This is a genomic window from Neorhizobium sp. T6_25 (assembly GCF_002968555.1).
Taxonomy (GTDB): Bacteria; Pseudomonadota; Alphaproteobacteria; order Rhizobiales; family Rhizobiaceae; genus Neorhizobium.
Genome location: NZ_PVBL01000006.1, coordinates 226,691 through 253,075, shown reverse-complemented (window position 1 = coordinate 253,075; position 26,385 = coordinate 226,691). Strand labels below are relative to the sequence as shown.

General features: G+C 59.9%; 25 protein-coding genes and 1 pseudogene. 14 read left to right on the top strand and 12 right to left on the bottom strand.

The features are described from left to right. From doeA to C5L10_RS10945, 6 genes are all read right to left on the bottom strand, one after another. Entirely contained in the window at positions 1–1,179 is a 1,179-nt protein-coding gene (gene doeA / locus C5L10_RS10970) for an ectoine hydrolase DoeA (RefSeq protein ID WP_105429693.1), read from the bottom strand. Next, entirely contained in the window at positions 1,176–2,189 is a 1,014-nt protein-coding gene (gene eutC, locus C5L10_RS10965) for an ectoine utilization protein EutC (protein ID WP_105429692.1), read from the bottom strand. Before eutC ends, doeA begins: the two co-directional genes overlap by 4 nt. After that, positions 2,186–3,205 carry a hydroxyectoine utilization dehydratase EutB gene (gene eutB / locus C5L10_RS10960; protein WP_105429691.1) on the bottom strand — a complete coding sequence of 340 codons (1,020 nt, stop codon included), beginning with the start codon at positions 3,203–3,205 and terminating at the stop codon, positions 2,186–2,188. Before eutB ends, eutC begins: the two co-directional genes overlap by 4 nt. A 69-nt stretch (positions 3,206–3,274) precedes the next feature. Continuing rightward, positions 3,275–4,723, bottom strand: coding sequence for a PLP-dependent aminotransferase family protein (locus tag C5L10_RS10955; protein WP_105429690.1), 1,449 nt, complete (start codon positions 4,721–4,723; stop codon positions 3,275–3,277). A 177-nt stretch (positions 4,724–4,900) separates the two neighbouring features. Further along, the gene (locus tag C5L10_RS10950; RefSeq protein ID WP_105429741.1) at positions 4,901–6,304 is read right to left on the bottom strand and encodes an aspartate aminotransferase family protein; all 1,404 of its coding nucleotides are present in this window, start codon (positions 6,302–6,304) and stop codon (positions 4,901–4,903) included. Between the two features lie 14 nt (positions 6,305–6,318). Further along, positions 6,319–7,797: an NAD-dependent succinate-semialdehyde dehydrogenase gene (locus C5L10_RS10945; RefSeq protein ID WP_105429689.1), complete on the bottom strand. Its 1,479-nt coding sequence runs from the start codon at positions 7,795–7,797 to the stop codon at positions 6,319–6,321. 121 nt (positions 7,798–7,918) lie between these two features. On the opposite strand from C5L10_RS10945, the gene C5L10_RS10940 reads away from it, so the two are divergent. From C5L10_RS10940 to C5L10_RS10880, 13 genes are all read left to right on the top strand, one after another. Continuing rightward, positions 7,919–8,386, top strand: coding sequence for an Lrp/AsnC family transcriptional regulator (locus tag C5L10_RS10940; RefSeq protein WP_105429688.1), 468 nt, complete (start codon positions 7,919–7,921; stop codon positions 8,384–8,386). A gap of 354 nt (positions 8,387–8,740) precedes the next feature. Next, positions 8,741–9,562 carry a hypothetical protein gene (locus C5L10_RS10935; RefSeq protein ID WP_105429687.1) on the top strand — a complete coding sequence of 274 codons (822 nt, stop codon included), beginning with the start codon at positions 8,741–8,743 and terminating at the stop codon, positions 9,560–9,562. A 201-nt stretch (positions 9,563–9,763) separates the two neighbouring features. After that, the gene (locus C5L10_RS10930) at positions 9,764–10,744 is read left to right on the top strand and encodes a tripartite tricarboxylate transporter substrate binding protein (RefSeq protein ID WP_105429686.1); all 981 of its coding nucleotides are present in this window, start codon (positions 9,764–9,766) and stop codon (positions 10,742–10,744) included. Between the two features lie 282 nt (positions 10,745–11,026). Further along, the gene (locus C5L10_RS10925) at positions 11,027–11,524 is read left to right on the top strand and encodes a nuclear transport factor 2 family protein (RefSeq protein ID WP_105429685.1); all 498 of its coding nucleotides are present in this window, start codon (positions 11,027–11,029) and stop codon (positions 11,522–11,524) included. Between the two features lie 45 nt (positions 11,525–11,569). Further along, positions 11,570–12,055 carry a tripartite tricarboxylate transporter TctB family protein gene (locus C5L10_RS10920; protein ID WP_105429684.1) on the top strand — a complete coding sequence of 162 codons (486 nt, stop codon included), beginning with the start codon at positions 11,570–11,572 and terminating at the stop codon, positions 12,053–12,055. 8 nt (positions 12,056–12,063) lie between these two features. After that, a complete protein-coding gene (locus C5L10_RS10915; protein ID WP_105429683.1) occupies positions 12,064–13,575 on the top strand; it encodes a tripartite tricarboxylate transporter permease in 1,512 nt (503 codons plus the stop codon). A 228-nt stretch (positions 13,576–13,803) separates the two neighbouring features. After that, complete coding sequence (locus C5L10_RS10910; RefSeq protein WP_105429682.1) at positions 13,804–15,027, top strand: MFS transporter; 1,224 nt, start codon at positions 13,804–13,806, stop codon at positions 15,025–15,027. A gap of 124 nt (positions 15,028–15,151) precedes the next feature. Then, positions 15,152–16,036, top strand: coding sequence for a helix-turn-helix domain-containing protein (locus C5L10_RS10905; RefSeq protein ID WP_105429681.1), 885 nt, complete (start codon positions 15,152–15,154; stop codon positions 16,034–16,036). An 87-nt stretch (positions 16,037–16,123) separates the two neighbouring features. Next, positions 16,124–17,005, top strand: coding sequence for a 3-keto-5-aminohexanoate cleavage protein (locus C5L10_RS10900; protein WP_105429680.1), 882 nt, complete (start codon positions 16,124–16,126; stop codon positions 17,003–17,005). After that, positions 17,005–17,472, top strand: coding sequence for a PaaI family thioesterase (locus C5L10_RS10895; protein ID WP_105429679.1), 468 nt, complete (start codon positions 17,005–17,007; stop codon positions 17,470–17,472). The genes C5L10_RS10900 and C5L10_RS10895 overlap by 1 nt, the downstream gene beginning before the upstream one ends. A gap of 99 nt (positions 17,473–17,571) precedes the next feature. After that, positions 17,572–18,339, top strand: a complete 768-nt coding sequence (locus tag C5L10_RS10890) for an HpcH/HpaI aldolase/citrate lyase family protein (protein WP_105429678.1) — start codon at positions 17,572–17,574, stop codon at positions 18,337–18,339. A gap of 19 nt (positions 18,340–18,358) precedes the next feature. Further along, positions 18,359–19,273 carry a hypothetical protein gene (locus C5L10_RS10885; protein WP_105429677.1) on the top strand — a complete coding sequence of 305 codons (915 nt, stop codon included), beginning with the start codon at positions 18,359–18,361 and terminating at the stop codon, positions 19,271–19,273. Positions 19,274–19,306: 33 nt separating this feature from the next. After that, the gene (locus tag C5L10_RS10880) at positions 19,307–20,221 is read left to right on the top strand and encodes a DUF6282 family protein (RefSeq protein ID WP_105429676.1); all 915 of its coding nucleotides are present in this window, start codon (positions 19,307–19,309) and stop codon (positions 20,219–20,221) included. A gap of 423 nt (positions 20,222–20,644) precedes the next feature. Here C5L10_RS10880 and C5L10_RS34885 read toward each other — a convergent pair whose 3' ends face one another. The 3 genes and pseudogenes from C5L10_RS34885 to C5L10_RS10870 all read right to left on the bottom strand — a co-directional run bounded on the left by C5L10_RS34885 (position 20,645) and on the right by C5L10_RS10870 (position 22,846). Continuing rightward, positions 20,645–20,857: a serine hydrolase gene (locus C5L10_RS34885; RefSeq protein ID WP_371411934.1), complete on the bottom strand. Its 213-nt coding sequence runs from the start codon at positions 20,855–20,857 to the stop codon at positions 20,645–20,647. 122 nt (positions 20,858–20,979) lie between these two features. Further along, a pseudogene (locus C5L10_RS34880) lies at positions 20,980–21,327 on the bottom strand (hypothetical protein); the annotation flags it as partial. Next, complete coding sequence (locus tag C5L10_RS10870) at positions 21,281–22,846, bottom strand: diguanylate cyclase domain-containing protein (RefSeq protein ID WP_105429674.1); 1,566 nt, start codon at positions 22,844–22,846, stop codon at positions 21,281–21,283. The gene C5L10_RS10870 and the pseudogene C5L10_RS34880, both read right to left, overlap by 47 nt. 551 nt (positions 22,847–23,397) lie before the next feature. Here C5L10_RS10870 and C5L10_RS10865 point away from each other — a divergent pair. Further along, entirely contained in the window at positions 23,398–24,117 is a 720-nt protein-coding gene (locus C5L10_RS10865) for a hypothetical protein (protein WP_172716991.1), read from the top strand. Positions 24,118–24,205: 88 nt separating this feature from the next. Here C5L10_RS10865 and C5L10_RS10860 read toward each other — a convergent pair whose 3' ends face one another. From C5L10_RS10860 to C5L10_RS10850, 3 genes are all read right to left on the bottom strand, one after another. Then, positions 24,206–24,613: a hypothetical protein gene (locus tag C5L10_RS10860; protein ID WP_172716990.1), complete on the bottom strand. Its 408-nt coding sequence runs from the start codon at positions 24,611–24,613 to the stop codon at positions 24,206–24,208. Between the two features lie 205 nt (positions 24,614–24,818). Then, positions 24,819–25,226 carry a hypothetical protein gene (locus C5L10_RS10855; protein WP_105429671.1) on the bottom strand — a complete coding sequence of 136 codons (408 nt, stop codon included), beginning with the start codon at positions 25,224–25,226 and terminating at the stop codon, positions 24,819–24,821. A gap of 130 nt (positions 25,227–25,356) precedes the next feature. After that, complete coding sequence (locus C5L10_RS10850; protein WP_105429670.1) at positions 25,357–26,367, bottom strand: amidohydrolase family protein; 1,011 nt, start codon at positions 26,365–26,367, stop codon at positions 25,357–25,359. Positions 26,368–26,385: the final 18 nt, after the last annotated feature.

Here is a 26,385-nt window from a genome sequence, read left to right as displayed (position 1 = left end):
TCAGCCTTTCACGAACAGCTGGCGCGGCACATTCGACAAGCATTCGACGCCCGTTTCGGTAATCGCGATGCTTTCGGTGATTTCCAGCCCCATGTCTTCGAGCCAGAGACCGGTCATAAAATGGAATGTCATGCCGGGCTTCAACTCCGTGCGGTCGCCTGGGCGCAGGCTCATGGTGCGTTCACCCCAGTCCGGCGGATAGGACAGGCCGATCGGATAGCCAGTCCGGTTGTCCTTGATGATCCCGTATTTTTTCAACACGGCGAAGAAGGCGTTGGCGATGTCCTCGCACGTATTGCCGGGCCTTGCCGCGGCAAGGCCTGCCTCCATGCCTTCGAGTGTCGCCTTTTCAGCGTCGAGAAAGGCCTGCGTCGGCTTGCCCAGGAATACGGTCCGCGACAGTGGGCAATGATAACGCTTATAGGCGCCGGCGATTTCGAAGAACGTCCCTTCGCCCGAACGCATCGGCTTGTCATCCCAGGTCAGGTGCGGCGCGGAAGCGTCTGCGCCCGACGGCAGGAGCGGCACGATCGCCGGATAATCGCCGCCGAATTCCGGCGTACCGCGAATGCCTGCATCATAGATCTCGGCGACGAGATCGCATTTGCGCATGCCGGGTTCGACAACTTCGACAATGCGCTTGTGCATCAGTTCGACGATCGTACCTGCCTTGCGCATATAGTCGAGTTCGGTCGTGCTCTTGACCGCGCGCTGCCAGTTGACGAGGCCAGCAGCATCCTTGAAACGGGCATTTGGGAGATGCTTTTGCAGAGAGGCGAAGGCTGCTGCCGAGAAATAATAATTGTCCATCTCGACGCCTGTCGCGAGGCTGGACCATGCGCGCTCCCCGATGATCTGCGCCAGAAGATCCATCGGGTGGCGTTCGCTCGACTGGACGTAGTGATCCGGGTAGCCGATGATATTGTCATGGTCCAGATAAGCGGTGCGCTTGGCGCCGTTGCAATCCTGCTTGCGGCCATACCAGATCGGCTCGCCGCTCGGCGGTACCAGCACGCATTGATGCACATAGAAGGACCAGCCGTCATAGCCGGTGAGCCAGTGCATGTTGGATGGATCGGTGACGATCAGGAGATCGACGCCCGCCTTTTCCATCGCGTGACGGGTTTTGGAAAGGCGAGCGGCATATTCCTCGCGGGTAAAGTTCAGCGTCACACTCACGCTGCATCTCCCATTTTGATGTCGTTTTCGATCGTCTGGCCGCGTCCGGCATCTGTCGCGCGGGCAAGCGCCAGATTGGCGATGGCTGTGTCCTGCACGCCGGTACCTGTCAGGTCGGCAAAGGTTATTTCGTCCGCACTCGACCGGCCCATTGCCTTGCCGACGATGACGGATCCGAGCTCCGCAAACTGCTGGTCCGGCATCACTGCGCCAGCCTCGATGGCATAGTGTAACTCGCCGAGAATGCGGGTCTGCGATATTCGATCCGGGACGTAGGTCGCGCGAGCAAAGACGGCCGGATCGATCTCGTTCTTGTGGTCTGCGTCCGATCCCATCGCGGTCAGATGCTGACCGGGTTCGAGCCATTCCGCCATCAGGATCGGCCTTTCAGCCGGCGTCGTTGTGACGACGATATCTGCTCCGCGCACGGCCTCGCGCGGATCGGCAATCGCGGCGGTCTCTATTCCGTGGCTGCGCGCGAAATCGACAGCAAGCGTCTGCGCCTTTGCGTGGTCGCGTGCCCAGATGCGCGCCGATTTGATCGGGCGCACAAGCAAGAGAGCCGCGAGTTGCAGCTGTGCCTGAATACCTGCGCCCAGGATCGTCGCGACGCAGGCGTCTTCACGCGACAGATGTCGTGCCGCGACGGCACCCGCCGCTGCGGTGCGCACGTCCGTGAGATAGCCGTTGTCAAGAAGAAGGGCTTCCACCAATCCGGTCTTCGCGCTGAGCAAGATCATCAACCCGTTCAGGCTTGGCAGACCGATCTTGGGGTTGTCGAAAAACCCGGGGCTGACCTTGATGGCGAAGCCGTCAAGGCCTGGCACATGAGCTGTCTTGACGTCCACTTCACCCCGAAATTCCGGGATGTCGAGGCGCAGGATCGGCGGCATCGCAACGGCTTTGGTGGCGAGCGCCGCAAACGCCTGTTCGATGCAATCGACGGCGGAGACGTCGAGCTTGACGATGGCGCGAAGGTCCTTTTCCATCAAAATAGTGATGCGGCTCATAAGGTGGTCCCCTCGACGATTTTCTGGTGCATCTTCGGGTCGATGTTGCCGCCTGAGACGATGACGGCGGTGGGACCGGACAGCTCGGCCTTGTCTGCGAGGATAGCGGCAATGCCGACCGCGCCGGCGCCCTCGACGGTTACGCTCTCGTTGCGCGCCGCATGGCGGATGCCTTCGGCGATCTCGTCCTCGCTGAGAAGGATGATGTCGTCGAGAAGATCGCGGCAGAGCGCAAAGGTGACATGGTTTTGGAGACCGATGCCACCCCCAAGCGAATCCGCCAGCGTTTCCTCTTCGCGGATTGCGATGGGCTTGCCGACGGCAATCGCTGCATGCATGGCGGCCCCGCGCTTCATCGATATGCCGATGACACGGGTCTGTGGTTTCAAGGCCTTAACGGCAACGGCAATGCCACCGGCCAGACCCCCGCCGGAAAGGGGAACAAGCACGGTCGCAAGTTCAGGCAGGCTTTTCACAATCTCGAGGCCGATCGTGCCTTGACCGGCAACGACGTCCGCATGGTCGAAAGGCGGGATCGGCGTGAGGCCGCGGCTCCTGGTCAGGCGATCGACTTCCTCCTGTGCATCGTCTTGCGACAGGCCGACAATGCGGATTTCGGCTCCGAGCAAGCGGATCGCTTCGACCTTGTTGGCCGGAACGAGCGATGACATGCAGATGATGGCGGGAACGCCAAGCTCGCGTGCGGCGTAAGCCACGGCGCGACCATGATTGCCTGTCGAGGCGGTGACGAGACCGCGCTTGCGTGCCGCATCATCCAGCAACAGGATAGCGTTCATAGCGCCGCGCAGCTTGAAGGCGCCGATGGGCTGGCATGTTTCGAGCTTCAGGTGGACGGACTGGCCGGTCTGTTCGGAGAGCGTGCTCGAGCGAACGAGCGGCGTGCGCGCCACCCTGCCGACAATGCGGGCCGCAGCCTGCTCAATGTCCGCCAGCATGACTGGCTGGACGGTTTCTTCGGTCAATCCGGACTGGACGTCGCTCTTCATGATTGTCATGTTGTGAGCGAAGTAAAATCATGTCAATTATTATATTGTAATGATTCAATGATTGTTCGCGAGGTCGCTCTAGCCGATCGAGCCGACATCATAGACCGGCGGCAGTTGCTCAAAGGCCTGCCGCACGGTCGTCAGCGCCTTGGCCAGGCTTGCATGGTTCAGGCGCCCGCCCAAACAGATACGAATGCCGCCACCATGACCCGGTCCGGCAATGAAGGGTTCGGACGGCGTGACGGCGACTTTCTGGTTGGTGAGCGAACGGACCAGACCTTCCTCGGACCAGTGCGGCGGGACCTTGAGCCAGGCGCAGAGCGAGAGCGGATGACTGGAGGCGATATGGTCCCCGAGGATTTCCGTCGCGATGTTTTGGCGTGCCTTTGCTTCGTCACGCTGGATTTCGAGCAGGCGCTGCGCCGTGCCGTTCTCGACCCATCGTGTTGCGATCTCGCCGGTCAGATAGGTGCCGCTCCAGCTCGATACGCGCAGGATTGAGGCGGCGCGAATGGAATAGGCGGGTGGAACAACGAGATAGCCAACGCGCAACCCCGTCAGCACCACCTTGGTGAAGCTCGTGACGAAGAAACCGAGATCAGGCAGCATTTCCGTGATCGAAGGCAGATCCTCTTCGATCAGTGGTCGATAGACCTCATCTTCGATGACGAACACGCCATGACGTGCCGCAATCGCGGCTATCTGACGCCTGCGTTCTGCACCCGCGACGTGACCTGTCGGATTATTGAGGGTTGGAATGAGCACCAATGCCCGGACACCGCCTGCTGCGCACGCGGCTTCCAGTGCATCGGGCAAAATGCCCTCATTGTCGGTAGGTAGGCCCTTGAGGCTGAAGCCAAGTATATTGGAAAGCCCGATGATGCCGTGATCGGTGAGATTTTCGCTTAAGACGACATCGCCGGAGCGGACAATGCAGCTCAGGGCGAGAAAAATGCCGTGGGCGGCGCCGTTGGTGAGGAGAACGCGTTCTACCCCGGCCGCGACGCCGAGCGTGCGTAACCAGATGCGCGCCGTCTCCCGATGACGATCAAGGCCGGCGATCGGGCGGCATGGACGCATGAAGCTTGCATTGTCGCCTTCGGAAAGCTCACGAAGGATCTCGCGAGATGCGGCCTCATGCGCATCGAGATAGACGCCGCGAATAATCGAAAGATCGTGGACTTCGTTGGCACTATGGTCAAGCATCATGCGGCCGGCGCGGTCGGTCACGCGTGTCTTGACGAAGGTGCCGCGACCGATCTCGCCGCTTAGATAGCCGAGCCGCTCAGCCTCCTTGTAAGAGAGGCTGACCGTCTGGACCGAAAGGCCGAGTTCGCGCGCCAGATCGCGATGCGTCGGCATGCGATCCATTGGCTTGAGAACGCCCGCATCAATATCGGCGATGATGCGCTCGGTGAGCGCCGCATGTTTCGTCTCACCCCTTTGCTTGGAAAGATGCGGCCGCCATGCCACCGGCTTGGTCGCCGTAATCGGAACAAGGTTGAGGGGATTGGCTTGACGTCGCATGAAATTGGCTCGTTTTGAGGACGGCTATTTCATGACATTATGCACGCTTCGTCTCAAAGATGAAGCATTATGCAGCCTGGGCCTTGATTGCATCCGGAATAATCGCGATCGCCGCGATTTTGCTCGGTGACAAGCCCGGCCGAGCGAGACGTGTCCCGCCCGGCAGTCATGCTGGTATCAAATCGTCTCGCCAGCCTGGATCAAATCGTCCATGACCGATCGCACAGCCGATTCGGCGATGGCGATGATCTCGTCGACCTCTTCCTTCGTCGTGACGAGGGGCGGCGCAAAACCCAGAATATCGCCATGCGGCATGGCACGGGCAATCAGCCCACGATGGCGCGCGGCCTTCGAGATACGTGCACCGACGGAAAGGCCGGGCGCAAAGCGCGTCTTCTTTTCCCGATCCGCCACAAATTCGATGGCGCCCATCAAGCCGACGCCCCGCACTTCACCGACGATGGGAAGCTGAGCGAACTTTTCCTTCAGCTGTGCTTGGAAATAGGTGCCAACCGTGCGCGCATTTCCCGGCAGATCCTCGTTCTCGACGATGTCGAGAACGGCGTTGGCTGCTGCAGCGCCGATCGGGTGGCCGGAATAGGTGTAGCCATGCGAGAAAGCGCCGACGCGGTCGGCACCGTCTTCCATCACCTTGTAGACCTTTTCGCCGACGATGGCGGCCGACAGCGGGAAGTAGGCCGAGGTGAGGCCCTTGGCGACCGTGATCAGATCAGGTTCGATGCCGTAATGCTGCGACCCGAACATCGAGCCGGTGCGTCCGAAACCGGTGATGACTTCGTCGGCGATGAGCAGGATGTCGTATTTCTTGAGGACCTTTTGCACTTCGTCCCAATAGCCCTGCGGCGGTGGAGTGATGCCGCCGGTGCCAAGTACGGGCTCGGCGATAAAGGCGCCGATGGTGTCGGGGTCTTCGCGCAGGATCAGCGCTTCAAGTTCGTCGGCACGTCGCTTGGAGAATTCGAGTTCCGTTTCGCCTGCGTCGGCGCCCCAATAATGATGCGGCGCGCCGGTGTGAAGAATGCCGGCACGCGGCAGGTCCATGTGGTCGTGGTAAAAACTCATGCCGGTCATCGAGCCGGAGACGACGCTGCAACCATGATAACCCCGTTCGCGGGAGATGATCTTCTTCTTGTTCGGCGTGCCGCGCAGGTTGCTGTAGTACCAGACGAGCTTGGCCTGGGTTTCGTTGGCGTCGGAACCCGACATGCCATAGAAAACCTTGCTCATCCTGCCTGGCGCCATTTTCACTAGGCGGTCGGAGAGGATTGCCAGTTCATCCGTCGTGTGGGCGGCATAGGTATGGTAATAGGCAAGGCGATAGGCCTGGCGGGAGATGGCCTCGGCAACCTCGGTGCGGCCATAGCCGACATTGACGCAGTAAAGACCGGCGAAGCCGTCGATCAGCTGGTTCCCCTGGGCATCCTGAATGCGGATGCCTTTGCCGGTTTCGACGATCGTCGGATCGCCCAATTTGCCGCTGGCGAAATCTTTGATCTGGGTAAAGGGATGCAGGACCGATTTGCGGTCCATCTCGGCGATCTGATCGAGGTTGGTGGTCATGGCAGCGGATCCTTTCATGCAGCGAGATTGCCGAAGCAGACATATTTTGCTTCGAGATATTCCAGGAGGCCGTGGCGCGAGCCTTCGCGACCAAGGCCGGATTGCTTCCAGCCACCAAAGGGTATCGAGGCGCCGGTGAATTTCGGCGTGTTGACGGCGATCATGCCGTATTCTAGCCGGTCGGTAAGGCGCATCGCGCGACCAAGATCATTGGTGTAGACGTAGGCTGCCAGCCCCATTTCGGTGGCATTGGCACGGGCGAGCACGTCCTGCTCGTCATTGAACGGCAGTATTGCGGCGACCGGGCCGAAGGTCTCTTCGCGCGCAATCAGCATGTCATCGGTGACATCGGCAAGTACGGTCGGCGTGACGAAATTTCCGCCAAGCGGGCTGTCCTGTCCGCCGCAGACGAGACGTGCGCCGGCGGCGAGTGCCTGTGCAATCTGCTGGCGGCATTTTTCGGCTACCGAAGGGCGAGTCATCGGCCCGATATCGGTGTGGGGTTCGAGGCCGTGGCCGACTTTAAGCTCCAGCGTCGCCTTGGCGAAGGCGTCGACGAACTGATCGTAGTGCCCACGTTGGACGTAAATCCTGTTGGCGGCGAGGCAATCCTGCCCTGACGTGGCAAATTTTGCGCCGATACAGCCCTTTACGGCGTCGGAAAGCTTAGCGTCGTCGAACAGGATGAAAGGTGCATGGCCGCCAAGTTCCAGCGAGGCCTTCTTCACCGTGGCGGCCGACTGCGTGAGCAGGATGCGCCCGACTTCAGTGGAGCCGGTAAAGGAAAATGCGCGCACATCCGTGTGTTCCAGCAGACGGCGTGCAAGCGGTGCAGCTTCGCCGGTGAGAACCTGGAATACGCCGGCGGGCATCCCGGCCTCCTGCGCGAGCTTTGCCAGAGCAAGCGCCGATAGCGGTGTTTCCGGGGCAGGCTTGACGATCATGGTGCAGCCGGCCGCGAGAGCCGCGCCCGCCTTGCGGGTAATCATGGCGGACGGAAAGTTCCACGGCGTGATCGCAACGGTGACGCCAAGCGGCTGCATCTGTACCGAAAGGCGGCTGCCTGGCAGGTGGCTCGGGATCGTTTCGCCATAGGCACGCTCGCCTTCGGCGGCAAACCACTCGAGAAAATTCGCGGCATAGGCAATCTCGCCAAGTGACTCTGCCAGCGGCTTGCCCTGTTCGGCCGTCATGATGACAGCGAGGTCTTGCGCGTTATCGCGCATCAGCTTGCCCCAGAGGCGAAGGATCTGGCCACGTTCGACGGGAAGCTTGTCACGCCAAGCGAGAAAGGCATTCTTCGCGGCGTCGACGGCAGCATCGGCATCTTCAAGCGAGCAGGCCGCCACATCGACGAGGTGTTCGCCGGTCGCCGGATCGACGACGCCAAGCGTCTCTCCGCGCGCAACCCATGTGCCGCTCAGGAACGCACGGCGCTCGATCAGATCGGGTCGTTGCAGGTTTTTCAGCGCAGCGCTGGCGATACCTTTCATGCGGGGCTCCAAATTAGGTTTACAAAGAGACTAGTCATAGGACATGATCGCCTGGCTGCATTGATTTGATTGTTCGTGCAGGAATTGTGCTCAATTTTGGCTCGTGGCGCAGGATTTCTGCATGACTACTCTCGATAGAGCGGACAGGGCGCTGCTTGAGGCTGTTCAAAAGAACAATCGCCTGACGTCAGAAGAGCTGGCGCAAATTGTCAATCTCTCACCGACGGCTTGTCAGCGACGCCTGAAGCGGCTGCGTGAAGAAGGGGTGATCGAGGCAGATGTGTCGATCGTCTCGCCCAAGGCCGGGGGGCGCGGTATCACCATGATCGTACTTGTCTCGCTAGAGCGCGAACGCGCGGACATCGTTGATCGGTTCAAGGCAGCGATCCGCGCCACTCGGGAAGTTATGATCGGTTACTACGTGACGGGCGATGCCGATTTCATTCTAGTTATTACCGCGAAGGACATGGAGGACTACGAAGCCTTCACACGTCGGTTTTTCTATGAGAACCACGATATTAGAGGTTTCAAAACCATGGTGGTAATGGATCGAGTGAAAGCTGGCTTTGCTTTCCCGATCGAGGAGTGATCACTGTGCGCGCACAGCATTGCTCTGCGACAAGATATTTTCCGTGCCGACGATGTAGTTGAGAACCGCCCGCATGTAGCCGCTCGCCGCTCCATTGATCAAGCCGGCGGCGGCGCAACGAGGGCTCGCTAGATGGCTGTTTAGTCGAGTTTTGCGCAACGTCCAGCGCTTATAACCACCCATTGAATTGAAACCACAATCCCGGCTATCCGAGACTGCGGATCGGAAGTTCGGTTGGTTCAAGAGCCACGATCACGCCCATCTCTCGCTAAAATATTCGGCCTGTGCATATTACTGTAGAGGTAGCCCCAAAACTCACCTCTTTGTGCCCGGATCGCTTTCAGAGATATTGTTATGATGCGCCGCCTCCTCATCACCGCCGCCTTTCTCCTCTCCGCGGAAGCCGCATTTGCCGCCGAAGGCGGATGCGGAACAAGGGCGGCCGCAATCATCGCCCAGGCCTATCCGACTGCCGAGAAGACGTCCGAAACGGAGTTCGTCGCCGACGGGGCAACGATCCTCGTGCCTGATGAGGAGAAGGATTCGGGTGACGGGCGACACCCTGTCACCTGCCGGGTATGGCCATCCTATCCGGAGCGATTGCTGGTTGCCGTTCCGCTCATCACGGAAGTGTCGGAAACATTGACGACGGGCGACCTTGAACTTCTCGTGCTGGATGCCTCAACCCTCAAGGTGCAACAGCGCCTGCGTCTTAAAGAACGGATCGTCGACGACGCGATTGCGATCAAGTCGATCACGTTTGATACGGCGCGATATCAGTTGGCACCCGGACAGATCGCGTTTGGCGTACGGCTGGCCAAGGAAGGAGCGTCACGTGTCAATCCCTTTGAAGAGGTAAGCCTGTCGCTCTACGCAGTCGGCAGTGGTCAGCTGAAGCCGGTGCTGGACGGCATCGTCGTGATCCGCAGCAGCGGCGAGTGGGACGGCAATTGTGCCGGAACCTTCGAGCGCACGACGAGAACTCTTGCGATGGGGAAAATTGGCGGCAACGGCTATGCTGACATCATGGTGACGGAGAAAACCTCCTCGAGCACCGCCGCACTCGACAAGAAGGGAGACTGCGGCGAACGGAGCCGCAACGATGAAACCGCACTAACGCGTCTGGCCTATGACGGCAAACGCTATCCGGTCCCTGAGGCATTGAGGCCGTTTTAAACCTTTCAGGGACCATGCCTCATAAGACTCGACAGCAAGCTGGCTTTAAGCGGTTTGTCGTCTACGGATTGCTACATCCTATTTCAACGATTGAAACAGATGCCTCGCTGCCATAGCCGGGCCAGAGCTTTTGTTTATGATCCGTGACCGACCGGGACAAGAAGCTAAAGCGCCGCCCTGGGCCTTGAGGGAGGAGAAACAATGCGCAAGATACTGACATCGATCGGTATTGCCTTGCTGGCGTTCACGAGTGTGGGCGCGACGAGCAGTGCAAGCTTCGCAGGAGAATGGCCAAGGGACAAGCCAATCACCTTGGTGCACGCCTTCGCGGCCGGCAGCGATTACCTGGCGCGCCTTGTCGCCTCGGCGCTGGAAAAAGGCGTCGGGCAGACAGTGATCGTCGAAAACAAACCGGGCGCCGGCGGCGCCATCGGCACCGGTTATGTCGCGCGTCAAAAGCCGGATGGTTATACGCTGGTAACCGCCTATCCGGGACCTGCGGCAAACTTCACCAACACAATGCCGGGCCTGGCCTACAAGCCTGTCCAGGATTTCGAGCACATCATCCAGTTTTCCGTGAGCGACATGGTGCTGGTGGCCCGCAAGGACTTCCCGGCCAACAATCTCAGCGAGTTGATCGCCTATGTGAAAGACCACCCTTCGCAGGTGAGCGCCGGCAATAACGGCATCGGCTCCTATGGTCATATGATCGAGACCGCGATCATGGACATGGCGGGCATCGACATCAAGCTTGTCAGTTACAAGGGCAGTCCGGCGATCGTGACCGACATGCTGTCGGCGAGCCTGGACCTCTCCGTGGACTATCTCGGCGACGCTTATATCAAGCATATCGAGGCCGGCAGCCTCAAGCCGATCGCGGTCATTTCCGGCAAGCGAGCCAAAATCCTGCCGAACACGCCGACGCTTAAGGAAGCGGGGCTAGATCTCGTCGCGGTGCCGTGGGGAGGCATCATGGCCCCGAAGGGCACGCCCCCGGCAGTGGTCAAGAAGATCAACGAAGTGCTGACGGAATATCTGAAGTCGGAAGACGCGATCCGGAAATTCGCAGTGGCGGGGCATATCGCCACGCCGACCACTCCGGAAGAGTTCCACAAGGTCGTCGTCGACGAAGAGGCGCTATGGCGGAATATCATCGCCAAATACAAGATCCGGAGCGAATAGGGCCGCGCTCTCGCAGAGTGGGCAAGACCTGAGCCACGCTTCCGGCTGGCTACCGGTTCAAGCCCGCTTTCGGCCGCCCTGGATTGCGCTGGCAGTTTACTCAAGCGGACGGGCGGAGAGCAAAACCCGTGGGCCAGTGACTGGCCCTTTGCCGCCTAGGAAAACAGCGTCATCTACGGCGACACCATCGCGGCGCTTTCCCAATGGGGCCTGATTGTGCCTTGCTGCGGCGCATTGGCCGCATGCCCTCGCGCTCTACCCTATGTAACATCTGGAATTGCAATGGATGCACTCGCGGAATTGACTGCCAAGGCCGAAATCCTGTCCCTTGTCACCGGATACTGGAACGAGGTCGATACCAATTGGGGTGAGTGTGCCCACATGATGTTTGCCGAGGACGGCGTCTTCGGGGCAGGCCCATCCGCCTTCCTCGGCCGCGAACAGATCAAGGCCTTCTACGATTGGCGTCGCAGCCGCGGCGATCGGGTCGCCCGTCATCTCATCAACAATCCGATAATTTCGATGGAGAGCCCGGACCTGGCAACGATCAAATACATCATGACCATCTATGCGGTGGATGGCCTGCCCGTCCTGCCGATCGGCGCGCCGAACAGCATTTCGGAGGTTATCGAAGTCGTCGTGCGCGATGGGGCAGGCGGCTGGAAGATCCAGTCGAAGGCCTTCAACCACCTGTTCAAGGGGGAGGAGCCGACGACAACGATGCCGGCGCATCTGCGCGAGACCCTGTTGCCGGAGACCACTCGACAGGATCAAAGCTAGTGTCAGTGCTATACCGATCGAGATGCCGTTGAGGAGGAAGACAGCATGACAATCGAGACGAGAAGGCCCAATCAGCACTCGCTCAGCCGCCGGAATATTACTTTCGCATCTATTTTCGTATGTTTCAGCGTGGCGACCGGCATTTATGCCTATCGCACATTGAAGATCGGCACCGCGGCCGAGATGGGATCAGGGTTCTTCCCTGTCATGCTGTCGATCGTGCTGGCATTGCTTGCCTTGGGCGTTGCCTTTACGCCGCTGTCGGCGAATGCCGCTCCGCTTCGGTTCGCCTCTATCAAATCCTCGGTTCTGGTGATGGGCTCCCCTCTTATCTTCGCAGCGACGGTTCAGACGCTCGGACTGGTCCTGGCGGTTGCTCTGACGATCTTCTTTTCCAGCCTTGCCAGCCGTTTCGCCACCTTGCGGCAGTCTCTGCTGTTATCTGCCGGTTTCACCGTCTTCTGCGTTGCGGTGTTCCATTTTCTCCTGAACCTGCCAATTCCCCTCTGGGGCGACCTGATCACGGGCTAGAAAACGCCATGGATATCTTTGCCAATCTCGCGCTCGGTTTCGGGGCGGTTCTTGAACCTTCCAACCTGATGTTCTGCTTCATCGGCTGCCTGCTCGGCACCGCCGTCGGAGTATTGCCGGGCATCGGACCGCTCGGAACGATCGCCATCCTGCTGCCGGTGACCTTCGGTTTCGAGCCGGAAGCCTCGATGATCATGTTGGCGGGCATCTATTACGGCGCCCAATATGGCGGCTCCACCACCGCGATCCTGATCAACCTGCCTGGCGAAGCGGCCTCCGCGGTCACCGCTATCGACGGTTATCAGATGGCGCGTCAGGGCAGGGCGGGAGCAGCGCTCGCGATTGCCGCGCTCGGCTCCTTTTTTGCCGGCTGTGTCGCAACGCTCGTCATCGCGCTGTTCGCCGTTCCGCTGACGTCACTTGCCCTCAGTTTCGGCCCGTCGGATTATTTTGCTCTGATGGTGCTGGGCATCGTGGCGTCGATCGCGTTGGCGCATGGTTCTGTCTTGAAGGGCCTTGTGATGATCGTGCTGGGTATCTTGCTCGGATGCGTGGGAACGGATGTCTATACCGGCAGCATGCGCCTGACGCTTGGTACACTGGATCTCGCGGACGGCATCCCGATCATCGCCTTCGGCTCTGGGGTCTATGCGATTGCAGAGATCCTTCGCGGTCTTGAGGACGAGAAGGAGCAGGAGCGGGATGTCCTGACCCCGCCTGTGACCGGCCTCATGCCGACTTGGGTGGATATCAAGGAATCGGCCGGGCCGATCGTGCGCGGCACAGGGCTTGGTTCCATCCTCGGCATCCTGCCGGGCGGCGGGGCGATGCTGTCGTCGTTCACATCCTATGCACTGGAAAAGAAGATTTCTCGCCATCCGGAACGCTTTGGTCATGGGGCGATCGCCGGCGTTGCCGGCCCGGAATCGGCCAACAATGCTGGCGCTCAGAGCTCCTTCATCCCCATGCTGACGCTCGGTATCCCCTCGAACGCGATCATGGCGCTGATGATCGGCGCGTTGATGCTGCAAGGAGTGGCGCCAGGCCCCAATCTCGTCAACGAGAAGCCGGTTCTGTTCTGGGGCGTGATCGTCTCGATGTGGATCGGCAATCTGATGCTGGTCATCCTCAACCTGCCGCTTGTCGGGCTGTGGGTAAAGCTGCTGTCGGTGCGCAACCACTATCTGTTCCCGGCAATCATCGGCTTCTCGGCGATTGGCGTCTACAGCGTCGGCAACAATCCGTTCGATCTGGTCGTGATGGCGGTTTTCGGGGTGGTCGGCTACGGTCTTACCAAACTTGATTGCGAGCCTGCGCCGCTGCTGCTCGGCTTTGTTCTCGGGCCGATGCTGGAAGAATATCTGCGGCGTGCAATGCTGCTGGCGGACGGGAATCCGCTGGTGTTTTTCCAACGGCCGCTCACCGCCGGGCTGTTGCTTGTCGCGGCACTGACACTCTTTGCGGTGCTGTTTCCCGCGATCCGCAACCGCCGCAAGGTCGTTTTTGCGGAAGAGGATTGAGAGCTCCTCCATTCGTTGCCGGCCGGATTTTATCATGTGGTGTCGCCGCGAGTTTGTTTCATGCCATGAAATCACCGAGCGGCGGAGGTGAACCCCTCCGCCGTCGGACGTTCTAAATCATCGGATTGGATCAGGCATTCCGGCGTCGGCGGCGCCCATCATCCACTCCGACGGCTACAGGTGAAACTTGCAAGACGCACTGAGTCTCGATTTCTACCGGCTTTACCCATGAGCGCTGCCAAGGTCGGGCGCTATAATCCGCTGCTTGCGTTGAAGGACCTGCATTATCGCCGCTTTGCCATCGGCAGCATCGTCTCCGTCCTTGGCATGTGGATGCAGAAGATCGGCGTTGCCTGGCTCGCCTGGGAGCTCAGCAAATCACCGTTCTGGCTGGGGTTGATTGCCGCCGCCGACATGCTGCCGTCGATTTTTCTCAGCAGTTTCGCCGGTTCGCTCGCCGATGCGCATGACAAGATCAAGGTACTGCGGGCCGCACAATCAGTCGCCATCGTGCAGTCGATGGCGCTTGCAGCTTTGTCCTGGGCGGATCTGGCAAGTGTCGAAGTCTTATTCGGCCTCACCCTGATCCTCGGCATATCCAGCAGCCTGGAGCAGCCGGCGCGGCTTTCGTTGATCCGGGAAATCGTGCCGCCTGATTATCTGCATGCCGCCGTTGCCGTGAATGCGCTGAGTTTCAATCTTGCCCGGTTCGTTGGTCCGATCATCGCCGGCGTACTGATCAGCGAAGTCAACGTGGGCGTCACCTTTGCAGCCAGCGCCCTAGCGATCGCATTATTCTCCTATGCGCTGGCGGTAATCCGGGTCCAGAAGGGGATCGATGGTCCTTCCGGGGCCCCTCAGGCTTCGGGTACGGCGGACGGTTTCCGGTATGTAATGAGCCAAAAAAGCTTGCTGGCAACACTCGGCCTGCTCGGCGCCTCCGGTATCAGCGTCAACGGGATCTTGCAGATGCTGCCGGCGGTCTCCGAAACGCTTTTTGCCAAAGGCATAGACGGTTTCGTCTCGCTGATGGCCGCTTCGGCCCTTGGTTCGGTGGTCTCCGGTATCGTAACCCTGTCGCGGCCGCCCAGTGTGCGCGGCGCGATCCCCATATCCATTGCCGTGCTCTGCGCCACGGGTTCTCTCGGGGCGCTGGCATTGACGCCGAGCTTTCACCTCGCGCTCGTGGCGATCTTCTGCATGTCGATGGCCAATATGTATGTGGGGATTGCCGGGCAGGCGCTGCTTCAACTGGAAAGCGAACCCGGCAAGCTGGGGCGGGTGATGGGGATCTACAGCATGATCATCCGCGGCGGACCGGCGATCGGCAGCTTTCTGATCGGCACCGCCGCCACATTCGTGGGCATGGTCATCCCGATTGTTGCCGTGGCGGTGTTTGCGGCCTGCTACGGCGGCCTCATCGCGCTCGCCTTTCGCCCTCGTCGATCCTGACTGTTCTCATTTCATTGACTGAAATGGAAAAAGACGTCTCTGGCGTTGCCGGTGGGTCGGGACTAGGCTTCATCCGTGCATGGGTTGGGAGACCGATGCGAATGAATTCTGGGAGGAGTTCTGAATGCTGGAAAGCGAGCTCAAGGAGAGACCGGCCAAATCTCCGCAGCTGCCGAAATATAACGATCTTCATTGTAGGGCGAATTCATTGCGGGGCAGTATCGACGAACACAAGGCGTCTTATGCGCCTGTCGAATCCGCGCGCCGGGTTCTCCTGCTTCTGCAGGCGCTCAATGCGCAACGCATCGCAACCATTGGCTCGCTGCATCAGGTAACGGGCCTTTCCAAGTCGACGATCGTCAGGATGCTCGAAACCCTGATCAGCGAAGGTTACGTCGTGCGCGACAATTTCGTCGGGGGTTATAGCGTCACTTCCAAGGTCGTCTCGCTTGCCTCCGGTTTCAGCGGCGCGCCATTGCTGATCGAGGCTGCGCGGTCGCGGTCGGTGGCGCTGACCAACAAGATCAAGTGGCCGGTGAGCCTCGGGACTTTGCGCGATTCCCATATTTTCGTCAGTTTCACGACGGCCCCGATCAGTCCCTGGGCCTACCCGTTTCCCGTTCTGCACCGATTCCTCGACCTGGAACTCACGGCTATGGGGCAGTGTTACCTGGCCTTTTGCGACGACCAGGAGAGGGCGCTGCTTCTCAGCGCGCTGACCCAGCAGCGCCGCGGCCAGGGTCGGCCGTTCGATGCCGCGCGCGTGCTGCGGGATCTCCGGACAACCCGCAAACGCGGCTATGCGCGGGTCGGCGGGCCGCGGCGGGCCTTCGATTTCGTCGCTGTTCCGATCCTTGACGGGCAGCGGTGCTCGGCCTGCATGGGGGTCGGCTTCTACCGGACGGCGGTTCCGCCGGATCGCATCCTGGAAACCGTGGTCCAGCCAATGATCGAGGCCGCCTCCGCCATCCAGGTCGATATGCGCAGCCTGAACAATACCGGCTACTAAGCGACATCACACCGATATCTGCCGACCAATGCTCGTTCAGGGCAGGCGCGGCTATGGCAATTGTGCTTCCAACCCGAGGAGAAACCCATGAAACGTAGGGTCATACTGACGTGTGCCGTGACCGGCGGCAGCGCCTTGTCCAAGAACAGCCAATATGTGCCGATCACACCGGAGCAGATCGCCAACGAGGCCATTGCCGCTGCCAAGGCCGGCGCGGCATCGGTGCATATCCATGTGCGTGATCCGCAGACCGGTGCTCCGTCGATGCAGTTCGAACTTTATGAGGATGTGATGCACCGCCTTCGCCGCTCCGGGGCGGATGTGATCATCAACCTGACCGCCGGTCCGGGCGCCGGTTATGCGCCGACACTGGATGAGACGGCGGTGCCACCTGTCCGTTCGCCCGGTGTTCGCACCGACCATGTCTCGCGTCTGCGTCCCGATATCTGCACGCTGGATGTGGCGACCATGAATTTCGGGGATCGCGCAATCGTCAACACGCCGCCGCATCTGATCGCCATGGCGAAACTCATCCAGGCCGCTGGCGTCAAACCGGAGCTTGAGGTTTTCGACATCGGCCATGTGGGTGTCGCTGTCCGTCTCCTGCAGGAAGGCCATCTCCCGAAACAGCCGTTTTTCCAGTTCTGCCTCGGCATTCCGGGTGGGGCTCCTGCCACGACCGAGGCGATGCTGCTGATGCGCTCGCTCGTTCCGCCGGGTGCTCTCTGGTCGGCATTCGGCATTTCTCGGTTCCAGATGCCAATGGTGGCCCAGTCCGTCATTCTAGGCGGGCATTGCCGCGTCGGACTGGAGGACAATCTGTATTTGGAACACGGCGTTTTGTCGGAAGGCAATATGCCGCTGGTCAAACGGGCAGTCGAGATCATCAGGGCGCTCGGAGCGGAGCCGGCAACGCCGGCCGAAGCCCGCGAAATCCTGTCGCTGGAACAGGCGAGATCGGCAGCCTGATGATGAATGAACTCGATCCGGTTTCCGAAAAGGTCTTCGATCCTGCTGAAGCGGGTTGGAGGAGGCGTCTTTCCAATCCCTTCTGCGAGCTGATCGGGCCATTCTGGCAGAAATATGAGGGCGATCAGTTTTTGCTTGGGCTGCTGTGTACGCCGAATACGCTCAACAATGCCAACGTGATGCATGGAGGCTGCCTGGCGACCTTCTGCGATCAGGCGCTGGGCGGCACGCTTTTCGAGACATTGTCGCGGGCGCAAAGCCCCGATGCACCGCCGGTGCGATCGGTGACCGTTCAGCTCAACGTCCAGTTTCTGGCGGCTGTGCGGCCGTTCGATTTCGTCATCGGCCGCTGCCGCATCACCCGGCAGACACGAACGCTGGTGTTTCTCGACGGTCTTGCGGAGGTGGGCAACGAAGCCGTGGCATCGCTGCAGGCCGTGTTCAAGCTGGTCAAGCCGGCGCCCTGAGCATGTATTTCAGCCGTTGAAACGAACCGACGCCGACCCTCCCCTGCCGCCGCCAAACGCCGCAGAGTGATTAAACAAAGCGGTATCGGGGAGAACAAAATGCCACGGACGGAGTTTACGGCGCGCTTAAAGGCGCGTCAGCAACTGCTTGGCACCTTCGTCAAGACGCCCACCAGCCATGCCTCGGAAATTCTCGGCGGCGCGGGTTTCGACTTCGTCGTCATTGATGAAGAGCATGCGCCGATCGATCGGGTCTCGACCGATCAGATCCTTTTGGGATGCCGCGCGAATGATATCGCCGGCTTGGTGCGGGTGCCGTCCTCGGCTCCGAGCGCCATCCAGTCGGTGCTGGATTGTGGTGCCAGCGGTGTGCTGGTTCCGCATGTGGCTTCCGTCGAAGTCGCCCGCGCGGTGGTGGCCGCCAGCCGGTATCGCGGCGGCATCCGCGGGTTTTCCAATTCGCCAAGGGCCGGCGGTTACGGCACCACCGGCATGTGGGCGCATATCGAGGCGCAGGATCGCGATATCGCGGTTCTGGCAATGATCGAAGACCGCGAGGCGATCGACGTCATCGCGGACATTCTGGCGGTCGAGGGGCTAGATGGGATCTTTATCGGCCGCGGCGACCTGACTGTTTCCCTCCGGGCCAAGTCCGCCGGCGAGCCGCTGGTCATGGATGCAGTCGCCCGCATCATGGCGGCTGCCCGCAATGTCGGCAAACCCGTCTGCGTCATGGTCGGCGCGGTCGATGAGATCGGACCTTTCCGGGCGGACGGGGCGAGTGCGTTCATCGTCTCGTCCGATCAGGCCCTGCTGCGCGCCAGCGCCAACCGGATCCGCGCCGAGTTCAGCGCGGCGGCAAACTGAAACAATACAGGACATCGACATGTACGCAGCAACCGATCCAAGAGCGGCCCTCAACACTGCAGCCGCCCGCGCCAATCCTGTTCCCACGGCCTATAAGGGCGCGGAATATGCCCACTTCTACGATGCTCCTCCGCAGGAAGTGGTGGATGGTAGCCAGACCTATTACGCGCGGGGCCAAAATCTGATCGTCGCACATACGAGAGGCAAGGCGGGGCTGGTGCTTTCGCGGACCAACCAGCTCGATGAATATGTCGTTCTTTTGCCCAATCGAAACACGCCGGTTGAGGTGCGCTGGAATGGTCAGAACATGGCGGTCGATGGATATTGCATCGTGGTCGTGCCGCCGGGCGACAGCGAGGTGCACCTGAAGGGCGATGGCGAGGTGATCCGGCTGATCACCACCCGCGCGGACGATCTCGTCGCCAAATGCTCAAATGCGGGTTCTTATATCGATCCCGATCCGAACGTGCCGCCCTTCCAGGCCTGGCCCGCTCCGGCCGGCGGTCACAAACTGCGCCAATACAGCCTGGATGTTCCCCCTGAACCTGGACGGTTTGGTGTCATCTTCCGCTGCTCGACAATCATGGTGAACTTCCTTCCCGGCAGCGGGCCGCGGGACATCACCAAGATGTCGCCGCACTTCCACGAGGATTTCGAGCAGTATTCGCTCTGCGTCGCCGGTTCCTACATCCACTATTTGCGCTGGCCTTGGATCAGCGATCTCAATATCTGGAGGCCGGACGACGCCGAGTTCTGTGCGGCACCTTCCGTCGCCGTCATCCCGCCGCCGGCCATTCATACTTCCCGATCGATGGACCCGGTGAAGAACGTTCTGGTCGATATTTTCAGCCCGCCACGCGCCGATTTTTCCGCCAAGCCCGGCTGGGTGCTGAATGCCGACGAATATCCCGCACCTGACAACACCACGCGTTGAACCCGACTATCAGCCCTTAGGGAGTGCTCCCAAATGAACGACGCTTCTGCCGCCACCCTCGACCGAAACGCGGAGATCGCTGACCTGCTGGTCGGTGCCGTAGACCTGCATTGCCACAGCGGCCCAGCGGTATTTCCTCGCCTGCTCGACCATTACGAAGCCATGGTGGAAGCATCCGCGGCGGGTTTTTCCGCTCTCGTCTACAAGGACCATTTCTACCCCGGCATGGCGCATGCGAAGCTGCTGGAAACGCTTTATCCGGAGACTGGCGTTCGTCTTTATTCGGGCGTCGCGCTCAACAATGCCAGCGGCGGAATCAATCCGCATGCGGTTGACCACGCCATCAAACTCGGGGGTAAGATCGTCTGGATGCCGACATTCGCGGCTGCAAACCATATCGACAAGAGTGCCAACGAGACGAAGAACTATCCGAAGAGCGTCAATCCGATGCTGCCGCCCATTCCGCTCACGGTGCTGGACGAAAACGGCAAGCTGACGAAGGAAACCAACGAGGTGCTTGATGTCATAGCGGCCGGCGACATCATTCTTTCAAGTGGGCATCTGTCGGTGGATGAGTTGAAAGTGCTTTATCCCGAGGCAAAGCAGCGCGGGGTAAGGAAGATGATGATCAATCATCCCACCTATGTGATCGGCTGCTCGGACGACGATATTGGCGAACTGAGCCGGCTCGGCGTCTATATGGAACATTCCATCTGCATGTTCATCCCTAATGAACGTGGCCCGGCACGGTGGAACGCTCGTGAATTGCGCCGGCTCGTCGATTTGGCCGGCGTGGAGATGACGATATTCGGCTCCGACCTCGGCCTCGTGAAAATGCCGCGTCCGGTCGAAGGGTATCGCGCCATCGTCAAGGACCTGCTCGACCTTGATATGCCCAAGTCCGACATTCGAAAACTCGTAGGTGCCAACGCGGCAAGCCTGCTCTGACCCGATGCGGTCCGTTCGACCGGACCTCATATCACTCATAGCAGATTGATCACGGAAGCCTGCTCAGCTAGCAGGGTTGCCGTTCATCACGGCGATGACCTTCCGATCGAGCCTGTCGTTGACGGGAAGGCTTCGGATGCCCGTCGCACAAGGACTTTTCGACGCGCGGTCGATCCAGACCTGCTGGCCATGGATCCCCATGCCGGTAAGGGAGCCGGTGCCGGTCTCGTACCAGAAGTATCGATAGCTGCCGCCCGGAAAAGCAGGCGCTGCTCGCCCGACGCCCAGATGTCGCGATTGCCGCCCTTCCGGAGTTCATTGACCAGCCGCCTCGGCCGCCGGTTCGGAGCAATTCGCCAAGGCGTGCGGGATCGCGGGCGATCATCGCAAGGCCGCCCAATGATCGGGCATTGTCGACACGGTCTACCGTGTTGAACGCGGAATATACGCCCATCGCTTCCAGATGGTGTCTTCCAGCAGTTCGGCATACCGATGCCCACTGGCGGCCTCGACAACGAGTGCGGCCATGTCGGCATTTGGGGAGCGATAGGCATGGTGGGTTCCGGGATCGTGCCGACGCGCGGCAGCGAACACAGAAGCTCGCGCGGGGTCGGCGTAGGCCCGTCGGGATTCCAGAGCATGGCGCGCCGATAGCGGTGGTTGTCGCCACTCCTGCCAAGATAGGCTTCGCTGAAGTCGACCGCGACGGTCATGGTCAGAAGCTCTCTTATCTCGACTTCGCCATAGGCCGAGCCAAGAGCATCCGGAACATAGGCGGAAATCAGTTCGTCGGGGGAAAGGGAGCCGCGGTCGATGTGGATCCCGGCCAGTAGGCCGGTGACCGATTTGGAGATTGAAAAGATGATATGCGGTCTGTCGGGATCGAGATGATCGGCCTGATGCAGGATCTGTTGCCTCGGGCCCGAAGCCCATCTCGGCGTGGTGGCTACGGACGCAGTCCGCGGAGCCTTGGCCGGCAACAGACGGATTGCTGACCTTGTGGCGAAGCTTGTCGCGACGGGTGAGCTTGACGTGCAGCTGGTAGCGCCAACGCAAGACTCACGACGCGGCGGCGTAGCGGCTGCGGCCGGTCTTTTTCGCCTCATAAAGAGCAAGATCGGCCCGGCGCATCAACGCGTCTGTCGACTTCGCGTCGTGAGGGTACCTGGCCAGACCGATAGAAATTCTGATCTCCAGCATTTGGCCGTCAACGACAATTGGATCGACCATTGCCTTCAGCAGGCTGTCAGCGGCGCTGGCGGGATCGCTTTGTCTTGATGCGTGCTTGAACAGAACGACAAACTCATCTCCACCGACACGCGCAAGCAGATGCCGTTCGTCCAGAACCGAACGGAAGCGTTGCGCCACCGCGTGGAGAAGAGCATCTCCGATCGCATGCCCATGCGTGTCATTAACTTCCTTGAAACGATCGAGATCGATCCACAGTAGCCCAAACTCCTGATTGGACAGCGCCTCTTTTCGCAGCTCAGCATGCAACAACCTTCGATTTGGGAGTCCCGTCAACTCGTCATGGTTCGCGAGGTAGTCCAAGCGATCACGAGCACGTTTATGATCGCCAATGTCGCGAACCTCGACGAGATGTCGCACCGTGCCGCCGGACAGGATCGGTGTTGTGTTGAGCGCTACGTCCACCCGCGCCCCGTTGGCCGTCTTTAGGTGTCCTTCAGTCTCGTAAAGGCGAGGTGCGTGACGATTGGCGCCTGCCGGGAGTTCAAAAAAATCGGCAACGGCACGACCTTCGATACTCGACCCTTCACAGCCCACTAACCGCTCGAATGCCTTGTTTGCCGAGATGACCTCATCATCCTGACAAACAAGGATGCCGATCTTTGCGGCCTCGAGAATGCATCGCATCTGTTGGGCGTCAGCGGTCGCGTCATGAGCACGTCGATCAAACATAACCGTCACCAGGCTGAAGACCACGATCAATGTTGTGACCGCCGCAACGGAGAGCCCGAGGAGAAATTCCGACAGGTTCCCATCCACAACTAGAAGAGACAGGTCTGTCCTGAGAAGGGCGGCACTCATCGCGGTGAAATGCAGTATGCAGATAGCCGCACCGAATAAGGTTCCCCCGGCAAGGCGAGATCCGACCGAAGCACGTCGACGCCCAGCGAATGTCGCCGCGATCACCAGAAAGCTGCCCGCGCACAGCGAAAACGCAACGAGAGGCAAATGCCATTCGAAAGTGCCCGCAAATAGCAAAGCCCTCATGCCGATGAAGTGCATGACGCCAATTGCAGCGCTGAGAAGAAGACCGCCCGCGAGGGTGTTGACAAGGCCAGGCGACAGTAACAGGGGCGTCGCAGTTGCGGCAAAGGCAATTGCAAAAAAGGCCGACATTGCTGTGAGACCTACGTCGTAGCTCACGAACCCAGCAGGTTGAAAACCCAGCATGGCGATGAAGTGCGTCGACCAAATTCCGCCACCCGCCGCGAAGGCAGCCACAAATACCCAAACAATCTTCATACGCCCAGATCGCGCTCTTGCATGGTCGAGGATGGTGAACAGTGCAAAGCCCGAAAAGAGCGCGACAACAATCGCCAGGATAACAAGGGTCGGATTATGATCGGTGCTGATGCAATCGAGTACACGAATGAACATGTGGAACTCCGCTACTGGCTAAAATCGACTTGCTGAGCGGGAGCCATGTCTCACTCGAGATAAGGGCACTCACGATCAGGGATTATGGCTGTGCGGCGCAAACACTGTCGATCCAACGATCGGCGCGGCCCTTAATATTGTTTTAAGTTTATAGAAAGGTTTCTATCCATCTGGACGTAACAGGCTGAAAAAATGGAGACGCTCCTGCTCCCAACAGATCAGTATATTCTGTGGAGAAAGCCGTCCGCTTGCTGGGGTTGAGTTTCGGCGTTGCGTGACGCTTTTCCGTTTGCAGCGACCCAGTTTCACTTTCGTCCAGGGCGCTCCCACAGCTTGATTGATCGACACTGCACGTTGTTGTCCTGCCGCGGGGCAGGGGCGTCGGATTGTGCATAGACTGGGCAGAAAAGCCGGAGTATGGCGGGCGCAGGAGCCTTGTGAGGTGAGAGAAAAAGACCGAAACAGACTTCAATCAAGTCTTGCCTGACCGGAAAATACGGATTCGCAAGACGGGGGTATGGCCGGGTGTGTTTTCCTATCTCGGGGGCCTGATGATCCTGGCGGTGGCGGGGTTCATCGGGGTGTGGCAGGCCCCGGGCGTGGTCAATGACTGGCTGGTGGCGAGCGATCCTGTGGCGGTGCCCGACGCGACGATCACCGATGGGGAATGCCGTGCGCGGCGGGTGGTGTTCGTAGTGTGCTCAGCCCATATTGCCTATGAAATCAAGGGCGAGACCCTGGAACACGATATCGAATTGATGTTCGTGGATTTCAACATCGGCGACTATGAAGTCGACGTGGTGCGTTCGGCATCACAGCCCAACCGAGCGGCGCTGTCGCTGGGGCTGGACATGCTGTGGAACCGCACGCTCGTGGATAGTGCGCTCGTGCTGGGGATCTCGGCAGGGGGGATCGCTCTCTTCGCGGGGGGCGTCAAGAGCGATCGCAGTCGCCGGTTAGCGCGGCGGGAATCGAAGCTGGATCTTCGGGAAGTTAAAGTGGCTCAAATCAGCCCTGTCTTGGGCGGCAAGTATGTTCAGTTCCAATATGGCGTTGACCGCAAGGGCAAGCTGCTACTGGCGCTGTCGCGCTTTGGTGGGAAGGAAGAGCCCTATTGGATCGACGGGCAGCGCGGGATGGCGCTGGCGGCGCTGCCGGAAGGGGCGAGCGTGCCCGTACTGCTCGACGCGGAGCTCAAGCGGCTCGACGCCTCGCCGCCGGAGATTGAGACGATTGCGGCACGGTTGAAACGAATGATGGCCGGGGCTTGAGGAGCCAGTCTTCTGCGTGCGCATCACGTCCGGTTCGAGATGTTGAGCCGATGCCCAAGGGTTTTGACCTCGACCAGGCCCGCTGGGATTACGGGTGAGATGCGTCCTGATTGGCGACGCTCCTGCCCATCGAGACCGACGCGCGAAGAAGCTCGATGAATTCTTCCGCTTTGACACTCATAATTTTCGTCTTTCCATCCGTGTGATGAATCTCGATAATTTCCGACGCAATGCCCTTCTTTGAGCCGATGCTGTGGATCCGAGCAAGGGGTATGCTCCACTCCGCCGGTTTGCCGGTTTTGATCAAGCCCTTCCTCGCGAAATGAACGTCGCTCGATCGGATGGAGAATTCGCCGCCGACCCATTGACCACCATTCCGATGCAGCATCCACGCAGACGCTGGCAGCAGGATCCACCTCCAGAATGGGATTTTGTAGTCGGCCGGCAATGGGGTCAACCATGCCGCGGGGATCGTATATGTCTTTGGTTCGGTCAACGCATCGTCCTCATCCAGGCACTGAGGTTGGCGAATAGCCAATTTAACCAGGGCGGCCAAGTGAAAAGCGAGGGGATCCGGAGGCCCCAGCTCCGGCGCGACTGCCCACCAACCGGGAAGACGGATATCCGCTCGCCTCTGAACGTGAGACGTGCCGGTAGCGCGAGTGGCGAGGGTAGCCCAAAACAGTGCCTTGGTGCAGTGATTACTCGGTGGCTGAGACGAGGCCCACCGCCAAGGAATATAGCGGAACAATCCAGAGCAAGGTGGCAAAAAAACCGGAGAACCAAAACCGCCTTGGTATATCATCGTCCGCCAGTCGCCGCATCCGCCGTGGCGGCGTGCGCGCCTCCGACCTCCTCCATAACAGGCCGGTGAAAAACAACCAGCTTGCAATCCCGCCAATCAATGTCACGGCGCAGAACAACACTATACCGACACCGATCGCCAATGATGCGAGGAGCCCGCTGAATTCGTAGTTCAGGAAAGCGACGACGGCAGCGGCGATCGCCAGTCCGATTGCCAAAAAGGCCCAGTGGCCCCGAGCGGTGACTATCGCTTCTCTGGCTTCAGATGGCACGGCGCGTATCGCAGCCGAAATGTTGGCGTTCAACTCATCCTCCCGATGGCATCACCGTCCGCCGTTTGTGCGGATCAACATTCCAATCTGGATGAGTGGCAAAAGGTTCCGGATGAAGGCCAGGTTTCCGTCGTGGGTCGTATCAACGCCCTATCAAGCGTTTCTACGCAGCCGCAGCCCTGGGCGTTTTGAGGCCGAGAATCCTTACCGCGTTATCATGGAAGATCTTCTGCTTGGTGGTGGCGCTCATCTCGATCTCGTCGAGAAGCTTCAGGCAGACGGCCGGATCCCAGCAGGGATAATCCGTACCGTACATGACGTTGTCGACGCCGAAATAGTCGATCGCGAACTTCTGGCCGGCGGAATGCGGCGAAACCGTATCGGTAAACATCCGGTGCAGGTAATGGCTGACCGGCTTGGCCAGGCCGGCGGTCTTTGAATTCTTGTCCATCCGGCCGGATTGGTATGGCAGCGCGCCGCCCGTATGCGACATGACAATCTTCAAGGCAGGATGGCGGTCCATGATGCCGGAAAGGATAAGCCGCGACGCGGCCGCGCTCACTTCGACCACGCGGCCGAGGCTCAGGTGCAGGGCATCATTATAGCCCTGCATCACATCGGCGAAAACCGCATCGGTCGGATGCAGGAACATCGGCAGGCCGAGTTCCGCAACCCGCTCGTAGAAAGGCTCCAGCCGGATATCGTCGATCATGCCGTCCTTGCCGACACTGCCGGGCAGGTTGACCCCCATCAGGCCAAGCCGGTTGACCGCGTCGTCGAGCACTTCGATCGCAACTCGCGTATCGACCAGGGGAATTGCGGCCGAGGCCCAGACACGGCCGGGATAACGCTTCTGCGCCCAGGCCATTTCCTCGTTCCAGGCAAGAGCTGCGTCGCGGCCTTCCTCGACTGGCAGTTCCGAGAAGTAGATCGACAGCGGGCCGATGGAACAAACCACCGAAATATCGTGGCCGAGACTGTCCATATAGGCGAGCTGGTCGTCGAGATCGAACCACTCCTTCCAGCTCGCCACCGTGCCGCGGCGTCCGTTGGCGCCGTGATAGGTATAGCCGCCACGCGCGTTCACGACAGCCTTCGGGAAACCTTCGCGCTTCAGAAGCGGTTCGAAAATCGAGCGCGGCCACCAATGGAAATGGGAATCGATGATCTTCATCAGACGTGTCCTTAGATG

Excerpts from the sequence above, each read along its gene's own strand:
- eutC (WP_105429692.1), bottom strand. The coding sequence starts at position 2,189 with ATGAGCCGCATCACTATTTTGATGGAAAAGGACCTTCGCGCCATCGTC.
- eutB (WP_105429691.1), bottom strand. The coding sequence starts at position 3,205 with ATGACAATCATGAAGAGCGACGTCCAGTCCGGATTGACCGAAGAAACC.
- C5L10_RS10955 (WP_105429690.1), bottom strand. The coding sequence starts at position 4,723 with ATGCGACGTCAAGCCAATCCCCTCAACCTTGTTCCGATTACGGCGACC.
- C5L10_RS10950 (WP_105429741.1), bottom strand. The coding sequence starts at position 6,304 with ATGACCACCAACCTCGATCAGATCGCCGAGATGGACCGCAAATCGGTC.
- C5L10_RS10945 (WP_105429689.1), bottom strand. The coding sequence starts at position 7,797 with ATGAAAGGTATCGCCAGCGCTGCGCTGAAAAACCTGCAACGACCCGAT.
- C5L10_RS10940 (WP_105429688.1), top strand. The coding sequence starts at position 7,919 with ATGACTACTCTCGATAGAGCGGACAGGGCGCTGCTTGAGGCTGTTCAA.
- C5L10_RS10935 (WP_105429687.1), top strand. The coding sequence starts at position 8,741 with ATGATGCGCCGCCTCCTCATCACCGCCGCCTTTCTCCTCTCCGCGGAA.
- C5L10_RS10930 (WP_105429686.1), top strand. The coding sequence starts at position 9,764 with ATGCGCAAGATACTGACATCGATCGGTATTGCCTTGCTGGCGTTCACG.
- C5L10_RS10925 (WP_105429685.1), top strand. The coding sequence starts at position 11,027 with ATGGATGCACTCGCGGAATTGACTGCCAAGGCCGAAATCCTGTCCCTT.
- C5L10_RS10920 (WP_105429684.1), top strand. The coding sequence starts at position 11,570 with ATGACAATCGAGACGAGAAGGCCCAATCAGCACTCGCTCAGCCGCCGG.
- C5L10_RS10915 (WP_105429683.1), top strand. The coding sequence starts at position 12,064 with ATGGATATCTTTGCCAATCTCGCGCTCGGTTTCGGGGCGGTTCTTGAA.
- C5L10_RS10910 (WP_105429682.1), top strand. The coding sequence starts at position 13,804 with ATGAGCGCTGCCAAGGTCGGGCGCTATAATCCGCTGCTTGCGTTGAAG.
- C5L10_RS10905 (WP_105429681.1), top strand. The coding sequence starts at position 15,152 with ATGCTGGAAAGCGAGCTCAAGGAGAGACCGGCCAAATCTCCGCAGCTG.
- C5L10_RS10900 (WP_105429680.1), top strand. The coding sequence starts at position 16,124 with ATGAAACGTAGGGTCATACTGACGTGTGCCGTGACCGGCGGCAGCGCC.
- C5L10_RS10895 (WP_105429679.1), top strand. The coding sequence starts at position 17,005 with ATGATGAATGAACTCGATCCGGTTTCCGAAAAGGTCTTCGATCCTGCT.
- C5L10_RS10890 (WP_105429678.1), top strand. The coding sequence starts at position 17,572 with ATGCCACGGACGGAGTTTACGGCGCGCTTAAAGGCGCGTCAGCAACTG.
- C5L10_RS10885 (WP_105429677.1), top strand. The coding sequence starts at position 18,359 with ATGTACGCAGCAACCGATCCAAGAGCGGCCCTCAACACTGCAGCCGCC.
- C5L10_RS10880 (WP_105429676.1), top strand. The coding sequence starts at position 19,307 with ATGAACGACGCTTCTGCCGCCACCCTCGACCGAAACGCGGAGATCGCT.
- C5L10_RS10870 (WP_105429674.1), bottom strand. The coding sequence starts at position 22,846 with ATGTTCATTCGTGTACTCGATTGCATCAGCACCGATCATAATCCGACC.
- C5L10_RS10865 (WP_172716991.1), top strand. The coding sequence starts at position 23,398 with ATGATCCTGGCGGTGGCGGGGTTCATCGGGGTGTGGCAGGCCCCGGGC.
- C5L10_RS10850 (WP_105429670.1), bottom strand. The coding sequence starts at position 26,367 with ATGAAGATCATCGATTCCCATTTCCATTGGTGGCCGCGCTCGATTTTC.